Annotated in this window: 19 protein-coding genes and 1 other annotated feature; of the genes, 16 read left to right on the forward strand and 3 right to left on the reverse strand. The window is 35.6% G+C overall.

The annotated features are described in order from the left end of the window. From EsVE80_RS05370 to EsVE80_RS05385, 4 genes are all read left to right on the forward strand, one after another. Entirely contained in the window at positions 1–207 is a 207-nt protein-coding gene (locus tag EsVE80_RS05370) for a YqgQ family protein (protein WP_173102792.1), read from the forward strand. Between the two features lie 6 nt (positions 208–213). Continuing rightward, positions 214–1179 carry an ROK family glucokinase gene (locus EsVE80_RS05375; RefSeq protein ID WP_173102793.1) on the forward strand — a complete coding sequence of 322 codons (966 nt, stop codon included), beginning with the start codon at positions 214–216 and terminating at the stop codon, positions 1177–1179. Between the two features lie 15 nt (positions 1180–1194). Continuing rightward, a complete protein-coding gene (locus EsVE80_RS05380) occupies positions 1195–1593 on the forward strand; it encodes a rhodanese-like domain-containing protein (protein WP_173102794.1) in 399 nt (132 codons plus the stop codon). Positions 1594–1766: 173 nt separating this feature from the next. Continuing rightward, positions 1767–2123, forward strand: coding sequence for a DUF488 domain-containing protein (locus EsVE80_RS05385; RefSeq protein ID WP_173102795.1), 357 nt, complete (start codon positions 1767–1769; stop codon positions 2121–2123). 93 nt (positions 2124–2216) lie between these two features. On the opposite strand, the gene EsVE80_RS05390 is transcribed toward EsVE80_RS05385, so the two are convergent. Next, complete coding sequence (locus EsVE80_RS05390) at positions 2217–2384, reverse strand: DUF3042 family protein (RefSeq protein WP_016172239.1); 168 nt, start codon at positions 2382–2384, stop codon at positions 2217–2219. Positions 2385–2546: 162 nt separating this feature from the next. Here EsVE80_RS05390 and EsVE80_RS05395 point away from each other — a divergent pair, with 162 nt between their 5' ends. The 8 genes from EsVE80_RS05395 (at position 2547) to tsaD (ending at position 10133) form a co-directional block, all read left to right on the forward strand. After that, complete coding sequence (locus tag EsVE80_RS05395; RefSeq protein ID WP_173102796.1) at positions 2547–3710, forward strand: galactokinase; 1164 nt, start codon at positions 2547–2549, stop codon at positions 3708–3710. Between the two features lie 18 nt (positions 3711–3728). Then, complete coding sequence (gene galE / locus EsVE80_RS05400; protein WP_173102797.1) at positions 3729–4718, forward strand: UDP-glucose 4-epimerase GalE; 990 nt, start codon at positions 3729–3731, stop codon at positions 4716–4718. 11 nt (positions 4719–4729) lie between these two features. After that, positions 4730–6208 (forward strand): UDP-glucose--hexose-1-phosphate uridylyltransferase, encoded by a 1479-nt coding sequence (gene galT, locus EsVE80_RS05405; protein ID WP_173102798.1) that lies wholly within the window; start codon positions 4730–4732, stop codon positions 6206–6208. Between the two features lie 90 nt (positions 6209–6298). After that, positions 6299–7291, forward strand: coding sequence for a LacI family DNA-binding transcriptional regulator (locus tag EsVE80_RS05410; RefSeq protein ID WP_173102799.1), 993 nt, complete (start codon positions 6299–6301; stop codon positions 7289–7291). Positions 7292–7421: 130 nt separating this feature from the next. After that, positions 7422–8147 carry a tRNA (adenosine(37)-N6)-threonylcarbamoyltransferase complex dimerization subunit type 1 TsaB gene (gene tsaB, locus EsVE80_RS05415; protein WP_173102800.1) on the forward strand — a complete coding sequence of 242 codons (726 nt, stop codon included), beginning with the start codon at positions 7422–7424 and terminating at the stop codon, positions 8145–8147. After that, the gene (gene rimI, locus EsVE80_RS05420) at positions 8131–8661 is read left to right on the forward strand and encodes a ribosomal protein S18-alanine N-acetyltransferase (protein ID WP_173102801.1); all 531 of its coding nucleotides are present in this window, start codon (positions 8131–8133) and stop codon (positions 8659–8661) included. The genes tsaB and rimI (EsVE80_RS05420) overlap by 17 nt, the downstream gene beginning before the upstream one ends. After that, positions 8654–9130: a ribosomal protein S18-alanine N-acetyltransferase gene (gene rimI, locus EsVE80_RS05425; protein ID WP_173102802.1), complete on the forward strand. Its 477-nt coding sequence runs from the start codon at positions 8654–8656 to the stop codon at positions 9128–9130. Before rimI (EsVE80_RS05420) ends, rimI (EsVE80_RS05425) begins: the two co-directional genes overlap by 8 nt. Further along, positions 9120–10133, forward strand: a complete 1014-nt coding sequence (gene tsaD / locus EsVE80_RS05430; RefSeq protein WP_173102803.1) for a tRNA (adenosine(37)-N6)-threonylcarbamoyltransferase complex transferase subunit TsaD — start codon at positions 9120–9122, stop codon at positions 10131–10133. Before rimI (EsVE80_RS05425) ends, tsaD begins: the two co-directional genes overlap by 11 nt. Positions 10134–10356: 223 nt before the next feature. On the opposite strand, the gene EsVE80_RS05435 is transcribed toward tsaD, so the two are convergent. Next, positions 10357–11043: a Crp/Fnr family transcriptional regulator gene (locus EsVE80_RS05435; RefSeq protein WP_173102804.1), complete on the reverse strand. Its 687-nt coding sequence runs from the start codon at positions 11041–11043 to the stop codon at positions 10357–10359. 473 nt (positions 11044–11516) lie between these two features. On the opposite strand from EsVE80_RS05435, the gene arcA reads away from it, so the two are divergent. The 4 genes from arcA to argS all read left to right on the forward strand — a co-directional run bounded on the left by arcA (position 11517) and on the right by argS (position 17134). Continuing rightward, the gene (arcA, locus tag EsVE80_RS05440) at positions 11517–12746 is read left to right on the forward strand and encodes an arginine deiminase (protein WP_173102805.1); all 1230 of its coding nucleotides are present in this window, start codon (positions 11517–11519) and stop codon (positions 12744–12746) included. Positions 12747–12824: 78 nt separating this feature from the next. Next, on the forward strand, positions 12825–13844 hold the full coding sequence (argF, locus tag EsVE80_RS05445; RefSeq protein WP_173102806.1) for an ornithine carbamoyltransferase: 1020 nt from the start codon (positions 12825–12827) through the stop codon (positions 13842–13844). Between the two features lie 127 nt (positions 13845–13971). After that, positions 13972–14916, forward strand: coding sequence for a carbamate kinase (gene arcC / locus EsVE80_RS05450; protein ID WP_173102807.1), 945 nt, complete (start codon positions 13972–13974; stop codon positions 14914–14916). Positions 14917–15112: 196 nt separating this feature from the next. Beyond that, positions 15113–15307 (forward strand) — a binding site (T-box leader). 135 nt (positions 15308–15442) lie between these two features. Further along, a complete protein-coding gene (argS, locus tag EsVE80_RS05455; protein WP_173102808.1) occupies positions 15443–17134 on the forward strand; it encodes an arginine--tRNA ligase in 1692 nt (563 codons plus the stop codon). Between the two features lie 148 nt (positions 17135–17282). Here the strand turns inward: argS and EsVE80_RS05460 are convergent, their stop codons facing one another. After that, positions 17283–17753: an arginine repressor gene (locus EsVE80_RS05460; protein WP_173102809.1), complete on the reverse strand. Its 471-nt coding sequence runs from the start codon at positions 17751–17753 to the stop codon at positions 17283–17285. Between the last annotated feature and the right edge of the window lie 216 nt (positions 17754–17969).

Raw genomic sequence — 17969 nt, forward strand, 5'->3', positions numbered from 1 at the left:
ATGGAAACTCTTTACGATGTTCAGCAACTATTTAAACGTTTTGGAATATATATATATGTAGGCAAGCGTATTTATGATATCGAATTAATGTTAATTGAATTAAAAAATTTATACGATGGTCGCTTAATCGATCACGATACGTATCTAACTTGCTGGCGCATATTAAAACGGGAGCATCGCATTGAAGAAAGTCGTCAGAAAGGATAATTGTACATGGACAAAAAAATTATCGGAATTGATTTAGGCGGTACGACAGTGAAATTTGCTATTTTAACGACCGCAGGAGAAATTCAACAAAAATGGAGTATTGAAACAAATATATTAGACGAAGGCAGTCATATTGTACCGGAAATAGTGAATTCTATTAATCACCATCTTGGCTTATATAATATGAGACCAGAAGATTTTATTGGTATTGGAATGGGGACTCCTGGGAGCGTCGATCGCAACGCTGGGACAGTTATTGGAGCTTACAACTTAAATTGGACAACGTTACAACCTGTTAAAGAACAAATTGAAGCAGGAACGAAAATACCATTTGCCATTGACAATGATGCTAATGTGGCAGCTCTTGGTGAACGTTGGTTAGGCGCTGGGGAAAATAATCCAGATGTTGTCTTTATTACACTTGGTACAGGTGTTGGTGGTGGTATTATCGCTGAAGGACATTTATTACATGGTGTAGCTGGTTGTGCAGGTGAGGTTGGCCATGTCACAGTTGATCCTGATGGTTTTCAATGTACTTGCGGGAAAAAAGGTTGTTTAGAAACAGTTTCTTCGGCCACAGGTGTCGTACGTGTAGCTCGCCATTTAGCTGAAGAATATGCTGGCGATTCTAAATTAAAAGCTCAATTAGATGAAGGTTATGATATTTCATCTAAAGATGTCTTTGAATTTGCTAAGGCGGGAGATCCATTTGCCTTAATGGTCGTTGATAAGGTTTGTTTTTATTTAGGTCTAGCCTGTGGGAATTTAGGTAATACTTTAAATCCGTCTGCGATTGTTTTGGGTGGAGGAGTTTCAGCTGCAGGTGAATTTTTACGTAGTCGTGTTGAAAAGTACTTTGCTGAGTTTACTTTTCCACAAGTGACAGAGAGTACCAGTATTAAGTTAGCACAACTAGGCAACGAAGCTGGCGTTATCGGCGCAGCTTCATTAGCATTAGATTTCGTGAAATAGGAAGGAAAACAAGAGATGTCTCCAATTATTATTATTGATATTGTTTTAATCGCAATTTTATTAGGAATCGGGCTTAATGAATTATACTTACGTATTATGGCGAAAAAATCTGCTACAACACTCGAACAAGAAGCTTTTCGTGAAGGGATGCGTAAAGCACAAGTGATTGATGTTCGTGAAAAAGATGAATTTGATGCTGGGCACGTTTTAGGTGCACGCAACATACCTTATTCTGTTTTGAAAAATTCAATTGGCAGTATTCGGAAAGATCAACCCGTGTATATTTACGATCAAAAAAGAGCGATTGCCGTTCGTGCTGCAAATAGATTGCGTAAAGCTGGCTATACAGATATTTACCTACTAAAAGGTGGGTATCAAAGCTGGGAAGGTAAAGTTAAAAAGAAAAATAGCTAAATCTTTAATACTGGAGTAAGAGTCTCTCATGACTTTTATTCCGGTTTTTTTATTAAATATTTTTGGAATTAGAGAACAAATTTTATAAAGGATTTTTTGGAATTCATAGGACTTTTTATCTGTTTTTGGGGGATTTATTAAGAAGTGTTAAACTAGAAGAGGAGGAATTGATTATGGTTACAATAAAAAGAATTTATGAGGACTATGATGAAAAAGACGGATATCGCATTTTAGTTGATCGTGTTTGGCCACGGGGAATTAAAAAAGCAGATGCGCATTTAGACAAGTGGTTAAAAGAAATTGCGCCTTCAACTGAATTGCGAAAATGGTTCAATCACAAACCAGAAAAATTTCAAATATTTAAAGAGAAGTATGAGGTTGAGTTACAAACTGAACCTGCTAAATCAGCAGTGGCAGAATTGTTAACAATTATAAAAAAGGAAGAGAAAGTAACTTTATTATACGGAGCTAAAGATGAAAGGTGCAATCAAGCCGCTGTATTAATTGAGTTTTTAAAGTGCGTCTCATAGACTTTATCTTTATGTAATATTGAAGGGAAAAATATTAGTATAGTATTATTTAGAGACATGCAAAAAAAAAACACATCCTTAAGGATGTGTTTTTTAGCGTGCAACACGTTTACGCATTGCTTTTTTACGATTTTCTTCAATCATTGCTTCTTTTTCGTCGATAGGATCGATTACTTGTTTTTTGACAGCTGTAACAAAAGCGCCTGCTGCTGCAACAGTAGCTAAGGTTCCAACAAGAACACCAGATACAAATTTTTTCATCGCAATCACTCCGTTCATACTTTTATTATATTATGTAACAAGTCATCTAAAAATAAAAGTTAAACGACTTTTTGTAAGAAATTAGCTTAAAAATCACCGTTGAAAAAATTTAGTAAATAAATTATAATAAATTTACTAAATAAAGACAATGAGGTGTTTTTGATGACAAAAAATTTACACGAAATTTTTAATGCAAAATTTGGTGCTACCCCAAGTGGTGAATACTTTGCACCAGGTCGAATTAATCTTATTGGAGAACATACTGACTATAACGGAGGCTATGTTTTTCCGTCTTCAATTACAATTGGTACTTATGGGTTAGCACGCAAAAGAGAGGATAAAAAAATACGGCTTTATTCTGAAAATTTCCCAGAAAAAGGGATTATTGAATTTACAATTGACGACTTAGCATTTCGTAAAGAACACGATTGGACGAACTATCCTAAAGGGATGATTCGTTTTCTCAAAAATGATGGTTTTAAAATTGAAAGTGGCATGGAAATTCTTTTTTATGGTACTATTCCAAATGGAGCAGGTCTTTCATCTTCTGCATCAATAGAGCTTTTAACTGGCGTTATTTTACAAGACTTATTCAATCTTGACGTGAAAATGATTGAATTAGTTCAAATAGGAAAACGAGTAGAAAATAAATTCATTGGTGTTAACTCAGGTATTATGGACCAATTTGCTATTGGGATGGGGCAAAAAGATCATGCAATTTTACTCGATACAAATACATTGGAGTATGAATTGGTGCCAGCAGACTTTGGTGAGTACGTGGTAGCTATCATGAATACCAATAAACGTCGTGAATTAGCGGATTCGAAATACAATGAACGGCGCAGTGAATGTGAAGAGGCTTTGAGTCGCTTGCAAACAAAGTTATCAATTCATTCATTAGGAGAATTATCAGAAGAAGAATTTTTGAATAATACAGACTTAATTGCTGATGAAATCCTGATCAAACGAGCGAAACATGCGGTTACTGAAAATGAACGTACAAAAAAAGCGAAGACAGCATTGGTCAATGGTGATTTGGAATTATTTGGTAAATTACTAAATAATTCTCATGCATCTTTGCAGTATGATTATGAAGTAACAGGAATTGAATTGGATACTTTAGTGGACGCAGCGCAGAAACAACCCGGTGTATTAGGCGCGCGCATGACAGGAGCAGGCTTTGGTGGCTGTGCCATTGCCCTTGTTAAAGCAAACGAATTTGATCGTTTCACTAAAAATGTTAAAGCTGCTTACAAAGAAAAGATTGGCTACGATACAGATATTTACAAAGCAAGTATTGATGATGGTGCCCGTAAATTAAAATAAAAAAATGGAGGCTTTAAAATGTCAATTTTAGTATTAGGAGGAGCAGGATATATTGGCTCTCATGCTGTTGATCAATTAATTACAAAAGGATATGACGTAGTAGTTGTAGATAATTTGTTAACTGGTCATAAAGAAGCAATTCATAAAGATGCTTGTTTTTATGAAGGAGATGTCCGCGATAAAGCCTTCTTAGAGAATGTTTTTAAAAAAGAAACAATTGATGGTGTAATTCATTTTGCAGCCAGTTCTTTAGTTGGCGAATCAGTAGAGAAACCATTGAAATATTTTAACAACAATGTTTATGGTATGCAGATTTTATTAGAAGTAATGCAAGCAAACAATGTGAAGAATATTGTCTTTTCTTCAACAGCGGCAACTTATGGTGAGCCAAAAGTTGTACCAATTAAAGAAACGGCAGAAACGGACCCTAAAAATCCTTATGGTGAAAGTAAATTGATGATGGAAAAAATGATGAAATGGTGTGATACAGCATATGGGATGAAGTATGTTGCTTTGCGTTATTTCAACGTTGCAGGAGCTAAATCAGATGCTTCAATTGGGGAAGATCACGATCCAGAAACGCACTTGGTTCCAATTATTTTACAAGTTGCTCTAGGTCAAAGAGAAGCGTTGCAAATCTTTGGTGATGACTACAAAACGCCAGATGGAACTTGTATTCGTGATTACGTTCAAGTAGAAGATTTAATTGCAGCACATATTTTAGCTTTAGAATATTTAAAAGCGGGTAATGATAGTAATGTCTTTAACCTTGGCAGCAATAATGGCTACTCCGTTAAAGAAATGCTTGAAGCAGCTAGGGAAGTTACAGGAAAAGAAATTCCAGCAAAAGTTGCGCCACGTAGAGCTGGAGACCCCGCAACACTTGTGGCTGCAAGCGATAAAGCAAAAGAAATTTTGGGGTGGCAACCAGCCTATACAGATATTAAAGCTATTATTAAAACAGCTTGGGATTGGCACGTCAGTCATCCTCATGGTTATGAAGACTAGGAGGTAAAATAATGAGTATCAGCCAGACAGTGGTAGATTTTGTAACGTTAGCAATTCAAGCTGGCGGTTATATGGAATTAGATCGCTTATATTTACAAAATCGAATTATTGCATTAATAGGTGAGGATAGTCTTACTGAAGTTAATCCGCAAAACACAAAAAATTCTTTGGAGTTATTAGACGATTTGGTTGAAAAAGCAAAGAAAAACGGTGTAATTGATGACAGTCTAGCTCAAAAAGAAATTTTGGAAGCGCAACTAATGGACTTTTTGACGCCACCTCCTTCAGTGGTTAATGCTTTTTTCGCCCAACACTATGCAAAAAAACCAGAAGATGCCACGGATTATTTCTTTAAATTATGCCAAGAAAATGATTATATTAAAACTCGTGCAATAGCTAAAAATGTTGTTTTTCCTGCAACAACAGAATATGGTGATCTTGAAATCACAATTAATCTTTCCAAGCCTGAAAAAGATCCTAAAGAAATAGCAGCCTTGCGTAATGTAGCGACTGTTCATTATCCAAAATGTATGATTTGTATGGAAAATGAAGGCTATAAAGGTCGTATGAATTATCCAGCTCGTAGCAATCATCGTATCATCCGGATGAATTTGAATGGAGAAAGTTGGGGGTTTCAGTATTCTCCTTATGCTTATTATAATGAACATTGTATTGTTTTATCAGAAGAACATCGTCCTATGAAAATTAGTCGAGCTACTTTTGAGCGTTTATTGACTATTATTGAAGTTTTGCCGCATTATTTTGTCGGCTCGAATGCGGATTTACCTATTGTTGGTGGCTCAATCTTATCACACGATCATTACCAAGGCGGGAAACACACCTTTGCGATGGCGAAGGCTCCTATTGAAAAAGAAATCCAATTAAGTGTTTTTAAAACTATTAAGGCAGGAATTGTCAAATGGCCGATGTCTGTTATTCGTTTACAGGGAAAAGATAAAACGGAAATGATAAATGCTTGCGAATATATTTTACAGGCTTGGAAACAGTATTCAGATGAAAGTGTTTGTATTCAGGCTTATAGTGAAGATGGTACACCACATCATACAGTAACACCGATTGCCAGAAGAAATGGTGATTTATATGAAGTTGATTTGGTGTTGCGAGATAACAATATCTCAGAGGAATTTCCTGATGGAATTTTCCATCCACATCCTGATGTGCAACATATAAAAAAAGAAAATATTGGTTTGATTGAAGTGATGGGATTAGCTGTACTACCTCCAAGATTATTATCTGAGTTAGCTGAAGTTGAAAAGTATGTGTTACAAATACCTAATAACATGGCTGAATATCATAAGACATGGGCAGATGAAATGATGCAACGCCATGAGTTTACAAAAGCTAACGCCAGGGATATCATTCGAAGCGAAGTAGGGCAAATTTTCGCCCGTGTATTAGAAGATGCCGGCGTCTTTAAGCGCGATGAAGCAGGTCAACAAGCCTTCCTCCGTTTTACCGATACGCTTTAAAATTGTTCAGAATAAAAAATACAGGAGCTCGCGACTTTGCTGACTTATTTCACTTTTATTACTTGCTACTGTTTCAAGAGGAGGTGTTCTATGGCGACGATTAAAGATATAGCCCAAAAAGCAAACGTCTCACCTGCGACTGTTTCACGGGTTTTAAATTATGATTCGGGCCTTTCAGTGGGACCAGAAACCAAGCGAAAAATTTTTGAAGCAGCGGAAGCTCTTAATTACACAAAGTATAAAAACAAGCAAAAAAAAGCTGAACAAAGCTTACGCTTGGTTCAGTGGTACAATGATGAAGAAGAGTTGGCAGATTTATATTATTTAGCAATACGTTTGGGGATTGAAAGAAAAGCTGAAGAACTCAATATTCAGCTTATAAAAGAATCTTTATCCGAACTTTCAGAAGCAAAAACAGATGGTATTATTGCTTTGGGAAAATTTGATGCTAAGCACATTAAAATGCTGAAAAAAATGAATCAACCTCTTTTATTTGTTGATTATGATGCGATGTCCGCGGGATTTGATTCATTAGTTATTGACTTTCATCAGGCTGTAGACTTAGTCATTGATCATTTTATTAAAGAAGGACATGAAAAAATTGCTATTTTGGCGGGAGTAGAATTTACAAAAGACTATCATAACGAAATAATTGATCCGCGTCTAAGTTTGTTTACAGAACGCTTGCGACAATTGAAACTTTTGAATTCACAGTATGAAATCACAGGTGATTTTACTGTTGAAGGTGGTTATCACGCGATGAAAGCTTTTTTACAATCTGAAAAAAAGCGTCCGAGTGCATTGTTTGCTGCAAGTGATGCGATGGCTGTTGGTGCACTAAAAGCCATTCATGAAGCGGGGTTGAAAGTACCGGCAGATATCTCGGTGATTGGCTTTAATGACGTTAGTGTCGCAAAATATGTAACACCGGCTTTATCTACTATTCAGGTGCCAACTGAGTGGATGGGTGAATTGGCGGTAGAAACAATTCTACAAATTGAAAAAGACGACGCACCGGTGCCACGTAAGATTACAATAGGAACGAAATTAATTCTAAGGGAATCAACGTTATTAACAGAATAATTGGAAAATGTTACCGTAGCAAAAATGAATTAATGCGGTAACATTTTTTATTTTTTCGCAATTTATGGGTTGATTTAACTTTTCTGAATTTGTGGTAAAATACATTAGAGTTAAAGGAGAGGATAACCCTGTGAAAATTTTAGCTTTTGATACATCCAATAAAACATTAACAGTTAGTGTGATGGCTGAAAATATTGTATTAGGAGAAATTACGACAAATGTTAACAAAAATCATAGTGTGACTTTAATGCCGGCTATTGCTGACTTAATGGCTAAAGTTGCCTTAACACCCCAAGACATTGAACGGATTGTAGTAGCCCAGGGGCCGGGTTCTTATACAGGCTTAAGAATTGGCGTTACAACTGCAAAAACACTCGCAGACACGCTCCATTGTGAATTAGTGGGTGTCTCCAGTTTGGCTTTAATTGCAGCTAATTGTCGTAACTATCATGGTGTCATTGTTCCTTTATTTGACGCAAGGCGGAACAATGTATACACAGGCCTTTATAAATGGGAACAAAATGAATTACAAAATATTAAAGCAGATAGACATATTAGTTTAGAGGATTTACTTGTCTCGTTGAAACATGAAAGAGATATTTTATTTGTTGGTGAAGATGTTATGAAATTTTCTAATCAGATAAAAGAAGTCTTACCAAAGGCCACACTAAACGAGGTGCCTCATTGGCAATTGCCAAGCGGTGCTGTATTAGCAGAGTTGGGAGCAAAAAAAACGCCTGTGAGTGATATTGCCGCCTTTTTACCTTTATATTTGAAGCGCGTTGAAGCAGAAGAGAATTGGATAGCCACCCAGAAAGATTGGACAGGTGACGAAAATTATGTTGAAAAAATTTAAAGCTTTTTTTCCTAAACCACCTTTTAAAAGTGGAAATTACACCAAACGTCCTTATATAGATAATCCTAACTGGTTTGTTCGAGAAGTAGCAAATGATGATATTAAAGCTCTTTTAGCAGTAGAACGAAATGTTTACCATGGAGAATTGCCTTGGACTAAATCAGCTTTTTTAACTGAATTAATATCGCCGTTACCTCATTTGTATTTGTGTGTAGAAAATGAAACTATCTTAGCTTTTGCTGGTTGTCGTATCATTGGTAATGATGCTCATATCACTAACATTGCTGTCGATCCGAATTTTCAAGGAAATGGGATAGGTACATTTCTAATGCAAGAATTGGAGCATTTTGCTAAAAAAAATAATTGCCTCACAATGTCTTTAGAAGTGCGTTTAAGTAACCGAGATGCACAGCGATTATACCGTAAATTGGGTTATGTTTCTCGGGCAATTAAAGCGGCTTATTATGATCAAACCAATGAGGATGCTTTGGATATGGTGAAATATATTGACTGATTTTAAGATTAAAGAAAAAAAGGATTACAACTTGACGGAATTGGCAAATTCATTGTATAACATTGCAGAGGCTGCCTATCAGACAGGAAGTCCTTGGAAAAAAGAACAGTATTTAGCTGATTTAAAAAATGCTCTAACAAACTATTTTATTTTAGAAGAAGATGGACACCTGGTGGCTTTTTTAGCATATCAAAAAATCTTGGATGAAGTTGAAATTAGCAATCTTGCAGTCCACCCTGACGTTCAAAATAAAGGTTATGGTGCTTTTTTAATGAAATTGGTAGATAAAATTTCTGGAGCTAACCAGATTTTTTTGGAGGTACGAGTAAGAAATTTTTCTGCTCAAAATTTATACTTAGCTCATGGTTATGAAGTCATCAGTCGAAGAGGAGATTATTATCAAAATCCACCGGAAGATGCTTTGATTATGTTAAAGAAAGTGGGGCCAATTCAAAAGAATGAATTCTGAATTAATTTTAGCCGTTGAAAGTAGCTGTGATGAGACTAGTGTTGCAGTTATTAAAGATGGTCATGAAATATTAAGTAATATTGTTGCTTCTCAAATTAAAAGTCATCAGCGCTTTGGGGGTGTGGTACCAGAAGTTGCTAGTCGCCATCATGTTGAACAAATCACGCTTTGTTTAGAAGATGCTTTAGAAAAGGCCCAGGTTAAACCAACGGATTTAACCGCTGTGGCCGTCACATACGGCCCAGGATTAGTTGGTTCTCTTTTAATTGGAATTGCTGCTGCTAAAGCATTTGCCTGGGCACATCAATTACCGTTAATTCCTGTTAACCATATGGCTGGGCATATTTATGCTGCTCGTTTAGTAAAACCATTAGAATTTCCGCTACTGGCATTATTAGTAAGTGGCGGCCACACGGAATTGGTTTACATGGCAGAAGATGGTCACTACGAAATCATTGGAGAAACACGTGATGATGCCGCTGGTGAAGCATATGACAAAGTTGGGCGTATTCTAGGTTTGAGCTATCCTAGTGGCAAAGAGCTCGATCAACTTGCTCATCTTGGCAAAGATACTTTTCATTTTCCAAGAGCAATGATTCATGAAAATAATTATGATTTTAGTTTTAGTGGATTGAAAAGCGCTTTTATTAATTTAGTACACAATGCCAATCAAAAAGGGGAAAAATTGAGTAAAGAAAATCTAGCGGCGAGTTTTCAAGCTAGTGTAGTGGATGTTTTGAGCGCCAAGACAATTCGAGCTTGCCAAAATTGGCCAGTCAAACAATTGGTTGTGGCAGGAGGAGTTGCAGCTAACCAGGGATTGCGCGAACGATTGGCAAAAGAGTTACCAAAAGAAGTTCCAGGAGTTGAATTAATTGTACCACCGTTGCGCTTGTGTGGTGATAACGCAGCGATGATTGGGGCTGCTGCGCACGTGGAGTTGGCCAAAAGACATACTGCCAGCTTTGATTTAAATGCAAAGCCTGGTTTAGCATTAGGTTAATTTTTCAAATTACGTTTTGTAAGCGAACTTTTTTGAAAAAAATAAGCAACCAAAGAATGGTATACTATTTTTGTAATCCAGTGAAAGGGAGTTTCAAAAAAATTGATGGATTTTGGGGGAATGAAATCAAATTTTATGAATACTTATTTCAGTTGAATTACATTTAACAAAACAAAAACGGATGATTTAACAATTGTTAAATCATCCGTTTTTGTTTGATCACCTATTTAATGGCATCTTCGTAAAAAGTAAAGATTTTTTTATCATAGTCAATAAATCCTTTTTCTTTTAACTTTTTAATAACTTGCCCAGCTGTCTCACGAGTAGTTCCACTATTAACGGCTAACTCTTTTAAAGTAATGGGAAATGGGATTGTGACTTTTGTCTTAGACTCCTGCTGGCCTAACTCTCGTTTTAATATGTAGAGATTTTGCGTCACACGATCATGAGCGTTTGAAGTTAAACCGGTTTGTAGGCGTAATTGATGACTTTCAATAATTTTATTTTGCTTTTTGATAAGATAAAGCAATTGATTCGTATTTTTTTGGCATATTTGCTCATAAATTTGGGTAGGAAAATAAAAAGTTTCGATATCCGTCATTGCTTGAGCGCTATGTGTATAAACTTCTGCTTCAAAAACTCCGCCTAAAGGGAATACACTGTAATTAGTTACATAATCGTAGTAGTAGTAAGTTGCACTTTCGTCGTAACGTTCGATGCGAACGAGCCCATCAACGACATAATACAGTCTATCTCGGGCATCTCCTTCGTCAAAGAGTACTTGCCCTTTCTTATAGGAACGTAATAAAACATTAGCTTTTAAAAGTTGGAATTCGTCATCAGTAAGGTGTTCAAAATCTGCTTGGTATCTTAAACGGGAAAATTGATAGTCTACCTTATCGGCATACATAACTGGCTAACTCCTTTTTTCACTTTTTTCTCTAATTTATATTGTTGCCTTTTTTAGTAGGTTTGTAAAGCAAAACTAAGGTAAAAGAAGTGTGTTTCGGCAAAAAAATAATGAGCAAGCATTATATGGTTTTTTATTGAGAGAAGATGATAAAAATGAATAAAACGCTGTTTTGTATAGTCTTAATATACATTATTTGTTAAAAGTATGCGTTTTCAAGTTGTATAATCGTTGCTAATAAAGAAAAATATTTATATGCAAAAAAAAAAATCAAATGAATAAATATTTTTTTTTCGTTCAAAATGAATAAATATATCTTCTGTTGTGTTTGTTTCATTCATTAATCGGGTAAATATAAATAACACCTAATATAGTGTGAAATATTTCTCGTTTATAATGTTAGATAAATTTGAAAGCCCTTTCTTTTAAGGGTTAATCTATTAATGTAATCAATAACGAGGAGGCAATAAAAAATGGACAAACCAATTCACGTGTTTTCCGAAATAGGAAAACTAAACACTGTTCTATTGAAAAGACCTGGCGTAGAAGTTGAAAACTTAACTCCAGACATTATGGATCGTTTATTATTTGATGATATTCCATATTTGCCAAATGCTCAAGCAGAGCATGACGAGTTCGCCAAAGTTTTACAAGACAATGGTGCAGAAACTCTGTATTTAGAAAAACTATCAACAGAAGCTATTGATGCTGGTAATGTAAAAGAAGAATTCTTAAACCGCATCTTAGATGAATCTCATATTGATTCAGCTGCTGTTCGCCAAGAATTATTTGAGTATCTTCTTAGTATGGAAACACAAGACATGGTTGATAAAATTATGGCAGGTGTACGTACAAAAGAAATTAATGTTAAATCTCGTTCACTGTTAGATTTATCAGCGGATGATGAATACCCATTTTATATGGATCCAATGCCTAACTTATACTTCACTCGCGATCCTTCCGCATCAATTGGTAACGGGATGACAGTTAACAAAATGACTTTTGAAGCACGTCGTCGTGAATCATTGTTTACGGAATACATTTTAAAACATCACCCACGTTTTGCAGGAAAAGTTGATGTTTGGTTAGACCGTGAAGCTGAAGGGCATATTGAAGGTGGAGATGAATTAGTTCTTAGCCACGAAGTATTGGCTGTAGGTATTTCACAACGGACTAATGCTAAAACTTTAGAAAAATTAGCACGCAATATGTTTGCTAAAAATGCTGGCTTTGAAAAAGTTTTGGCAATTAAAATTCCAAATAATCGTGCAATGATGCATTTGGATACTGTATTTACAATGGTTGATTATGACAAATTCACCATTCATCCAGCTATCCAAGATGCCGATGGTAAAATTGATTGCTTTATCTTAGAACCAAATGGGGATGACATTACCATTACTCAAACCAATGATTTGCATGGTACATTGAAAGATTTACTACATTTAGATGATTTAGTATTAATTCCAACAGGAGATGGCGATGCTATTGTGGCGCCTCGGGAACAATGGAATGATGGTTCCAATACGTTGGCAATTGCCCCAGGTGTAGTGGTAACATATAATCGTAACTATGTATCAAATGAAATTCTACGTAGTTATGGTATCAAAGTACTAGAAATTCATTCAGGAGAATTATCACGCGGTCGTGGTGGTCCTCGTTGCATGAGTCAACCATTAGTACGTGAAGATTTAAAAAAATAAAGGTATGAATTGGTTCTGCGGGCGGCTGTAAGCCGTCTTGCGGACCAAATGAAAACTAACTAAAGGAGAGCTCAACTTATGAAAGAATCAGTATTCCAAGGAAGAAGCTTGTTAGCAGAGAAAGATTTTACTAAAGAAGAATTACAATATTTAATCGATTTTTCTGAACATTTGAAAGATCTTAAAAAACGTGGCATCCCACATCACTATTTAGAAGGCAAGAATATTGCATTATTATTTGAAAAAACTTCTACTCGTACTCGAGCTGCATTTACAACTGCTGCTATTGATTTAGGTGCTCATCCTGAATATCTTGGTGCAAACGATATTCAATTAGGTAAAAAAGAATCTACTGAAGATACTGCTAAAGTATTGGGCCGGATGTTTGACGGAATTGAGTTCCGCGGATTCAGCCAAAAAATGGTTGAAGAGTTGGCTGAGTTTTCAGGCGTTCCGGTTTGGAATGGTTTGACAGACGAATGGCATCCAACACAAATGATTGCTGACTTCCTAACAATTCAAGAAAACTTTGGAACTGTTGAAGGTATCACATTGGCTTATTGTGGTGATGGACGTAACAATATGGCTAATTCTCTATTGGTTACAGGTGCAATCTTAGGTACAAATGTACGTATTGTAGCACCAAAAGAATTACAGCCTGAAGAAGAAATCCAAAAAATGGCACAAGAATTTGCCGAAAAATCTGGTGCTAAATTAATGGTAACAGATGACGTTGATAAAGGTGTCGATGGCGCTGATGTATTGTACTCAGATGTTTGGGTATCTATGGGTGAAGAAGACAAATTTGAAGAACGTATCAAACTATTACGTCCTTACCAAATTAATATGGAAATGATTGAAAAAACACATAATACTGATCGCTTAATCTTCTTGCATTGCTTGCCAGCGTTCCATGATACAAATACTGTATACGGCGAACAAATGAAAGAAAGATTTGGTATTACTGAAATGGAAGTTACTGACGAAGTATTCCGTTCAAAATATGCTCGTCAATTTGATCAAGCAGAAAACCGCATGCACTCAATCAAAGCTATTATGGCTGCGACATTAGGTAATCTGTTCATTCCACGTGCTTAATCGCTATTAAATTAAAACCTACTTTAACTAAGACGAGTCAGTTCTTTGAGCCTTTTGCCTGTCAAAAGAGCTGGCTTGTTTTGGTGTTTCTAAAAACTGTCAAAATTTCTTACGAGGAGCGATAATTATGGCAAAGCGAAAAGTTGTTGTTGCTTTAGGCGGGAATGCGATCCTATCTGATGATGCTACTGCCCAAGCACAACAAAATGCATTAAAAGAAACTGCAAAATATTTAGTACAATTTATTGAACAAGGTGATGAACTAATCATCTCTCATGGTAACGGTCCACAAGTTGGAAATTTATTGATTCAACAAGCAGCTGCTGATTCTGAAAAAACACCAGCTATGCCTTTAGATACTTGTGTAGCTATGACAGAAGGTTCAATTGGGTACTGGTTGCAAAATGAAATGGGTGCTATCTTAAAAGAAAAAGGCATTGACAAAGATGTTGTTTCTTTAGTGACACAAGTTATTGTGGCAGAAGATGATCCATCTTTTCATAACCCAAGCAAACCTGTGGGCCCATTCTTTACTGAAGAAGAAGCCAAACAACAAATGCAAACTGGTAATGCTACTTTTAAAGAAGATGCAGGACGAGGTTGGCGAAAAGTTGTTGCTTCACCAAAACCACTTTCAATCAAAGAAGCACGCGTCATTGAAAGTTTAGTCGATCAAGGCGTTGTTACAATTTCGGTTGGTGGTGGCGGTATTCCAGTTGTCGAAACACAAAAAGGCTTAGAAGGTCGCGAAGCTGTCATCGACAAAGATTTTGCATCTGAAAAACTAGCTGAAATCATTAAAGCAGATCTTTTAATCGTTTTGACAGGTGTTGATAATGTTTATGTAAATTATCAAAAACCAGACCAAAAGAAACTAGAACGTGTAACAGTTTCAGAAATGAAGCAGTATATTAAAGAAGATCAATTTGCTCCTGGTAGCATGTTGCCTAAAGTACAAGCATGTATTGAATTTGTTGAAGCGCGTCCTGAAGGCAAAGCAATCATTACCTCGTTAGAAAATATTGAAAACTTATTAGCTAATGAAGATGGTACAATAGTGGTTGCGGATTAATAATTAATTTGTTAAAAAATATCTCTGCTGTGCATTTTTCTCCTTTAGGGTACAGTGGGGATATTTTTTGAAATATGACTAGTAAAAATACAAATTAAAACAAATAATTGAAAGAAAATACTTTTTTTATTTGAAATGAGGATAAAAAGACTAGCCAGAAAAAAAAGTATTTGTTATAATCGGTGTCAGTTTAATAATTGATTTTGTGAACAAGAGAGTATTATTTGTTGGAAATTAAGCGAGTTTGGGATGGTGTAAGCCAAACAAGAAGACGGATAAGAAGCGCACTTGGGAAAATCTGTTTATAGCAGACGGCAATCTACCGTTATAGAGAAGCTGGTTTGAGTATTCAAACAACAAGAGTGGTACCGCGGGAAGTCTCGTCTCTAACGATTATCGTTAGGGGCTTTTTTTATTGGCAAAATCAAAAATAACTAAAGCTCTAAGTGGCCATGGTGATTATTAAATTGTAAAATAAAGGTAACTGATGAGTTTTTAACTCATTTTAATCTAAGGAGGATATCAGATGAACAATAAAGATGTCGTAGCAAAAGCACTTTATGATGTATTAAAAGATGATCTAACAATGGAACAAATTGAAAAATTACTGGAAAATCCAAAATCTGCGGATCATGGGGATGTCGCTTTCCCGGCTTTTGCTCTAGCTAAAGCATATAAAAAAGCGCCACAACAAATTGCACCAGAACTAGCAGAAAAAATTGATGAGACGAATTTTGAAAAAATTGAAGTAGTTGGACCATACTTAAACTTTTTTATGAACAAGAGCGCTATTTCAGAAAAAGTTCTAGCTACTGTAATAAAAGAAAAAGAACATTATGGTGATGCTAATATCGGTGAAAATCGTAATGTACCAATTGACTTATCTTCACCAAATATTGCTAAGCCTATTTCAATGGGCCATTTACGTTCAACGGTCATTGGAAATTCAATTGGCTTTATTATGGAAAAAATTGGTTACAATCCAATCCGAATTAACCATTTGGGGGATTGGGGTACGCAATTTGGTAAATTAATTGTTGCTTACAAAAAATGGGGATCAGAAGAAGCAGTTAAGTCCGAACCAATCAATGAATTACTGCGTTTATATGTGCAGTTCCATGAAGTAGTTGAAACACAACCTGAATTAGACGATGAAGCGCGGGCGTGGTTTAAAAAACTAGAAGACGGTGATAAAGAAGCTGTTTCTTTATGGCAATGGTTCCGTGATGAATCCATGAAAGAATTCAATAAAATTTATGACATGTTAGAAGTAAAGTTTGACTCGTTGAATGGTGAAGCTTTTTACAATGACAAGATGGATGAAATTATTGAATTGTTAGAAGAAAAACATTTATTAAAAGAAGATCGTGGTGCTGAAATTGTTGACTTATCTACTTATGATTTAAATCCAGCATTAATTCGCAAGTCAGATGGTGCCACACTTTATATTACCCGTGATTTAGCAGCCGCATTGTACCGCAAACGCACTTATGATTTTGCGCAATCCATTTATGTTGTTGGAAATGAACAAAGTTATCATTTTAAACAGTTGAAAGCAGTCTTAAAAGAGATGGGCTTTGATTGGTCTGATGATATGCATCATATTGCGTTTGGATTAATCACGCAAGGCGGTAAGAAATTATCTACCCGTAAAGGCAAAATTGTTCTATTAGAGGAAGTATTAAATCAAGCGATTGAATCCGCTAAAGAACAAATATCTGAGAAAAATCCTGATTTAGAGAACAAAGATGAAGTTGCAAAGCAAGTTGGTGTGGGTGCTGTTATTTTCCATGACCTCAAAAATGATCGTTTAAATACGTTTGACTTCACATTAGAAGAAGTTGTACGTTTTGAAGGTGAGACAGGGCCATATGTACAATATACGCACGCGCGCGCCATGAGTATTTTGGCGAAAGCTGATTTCACACCAAGTGAAGCTGCAAACTATAAATTGAATGATGAAGCAGCTTGGGAAGTTGTTAAATTGATTCAACAATACCCAGAGACAATCTTAAAGGCAGCTGCAAATTATGAACCATCTGTTATTGCTAAACACGCAATTAAATTGGCACAGGTATTTAATAAATATTATGCGAATGTGAAAATTTTAGCAGATGATGATCAAAAAGCAGCTCGTTTAGCGTTAGTATACGCAGTTACTGTTTTATTAAAAGAAGATTTACGGCTATTGGGATTGCACGCTCCTGAAAAAATGTAATAAAAATATTTTCAACTTGAAAAATAAGTAAGCAAACATATTAATTGTATGTTCATCAAAAAAACTGTGGCCAATTTTGGTCACAGTTTTTTTGATTTAATAACTAAGTGTGTTATTCGTATAACATTGTAACTTTTTAGAACGTTTGTTAAGCGATAATATGTGATTTAAAATATTCTTCGATTTTGATTGCATCCTCTTCTGTTCGTGAGATGACAATGACAGTATCAAAACCCGCAATCGTGGTAACTTTTTCTGGCACTTCGATATCGTCAATTAAAGCACATAAAACTTGAGCATTATCGGGAATGGTGACAATAATCGTTAAAAATTGAACTCGTTCAACTTTGACAACAACGTCTTCTACCATATGAATGAGGCGGCGCTCTTCTTCGCGACCGTCACCTTCAAAACGATCTCCTTGAAAAATTTCAAAACGAGCGACACCATTTTCGTCAGGAACTTTAATAATTTTTAAATCACGAATATCCCGTGAAATTGTCGCTTGTGTAGCTGAAACACCATGGCTTTCCAAAATGTTTAAAAGTTCTTCTTGTGTGCGGACGGTTTGGTTGCTAACAATTTGTTTAATTAATAAATGACGATCAGCTTTACGCATCAGTTTGCTCCTTTATCAAAAAAATTTGCAACCTTATCATAACAAAATAAAATCTTTTAAGATAGTGCTATTAATGATTTATTATACAGCAAAAGAATTGTCAGCTTAATTTTATGCGGATTACTAAAATTTATTACAATATGTTTGAATTATCTGTCTTTTCCAGAAATATTAATTGCTAAAATAATAACACTTAAAAAGAGAAATAGCTTGTAT

It is taken from the genome of Enterococcus saigonensis (genome assembly GCF_011397115.1).
GTDB classification, from domain to species: Bacteria; Bacillota; Bacilli; order Lactobacillales; family Enterococcaceae; genus Enterococcus_C; species Enterococcus_C saigonensis.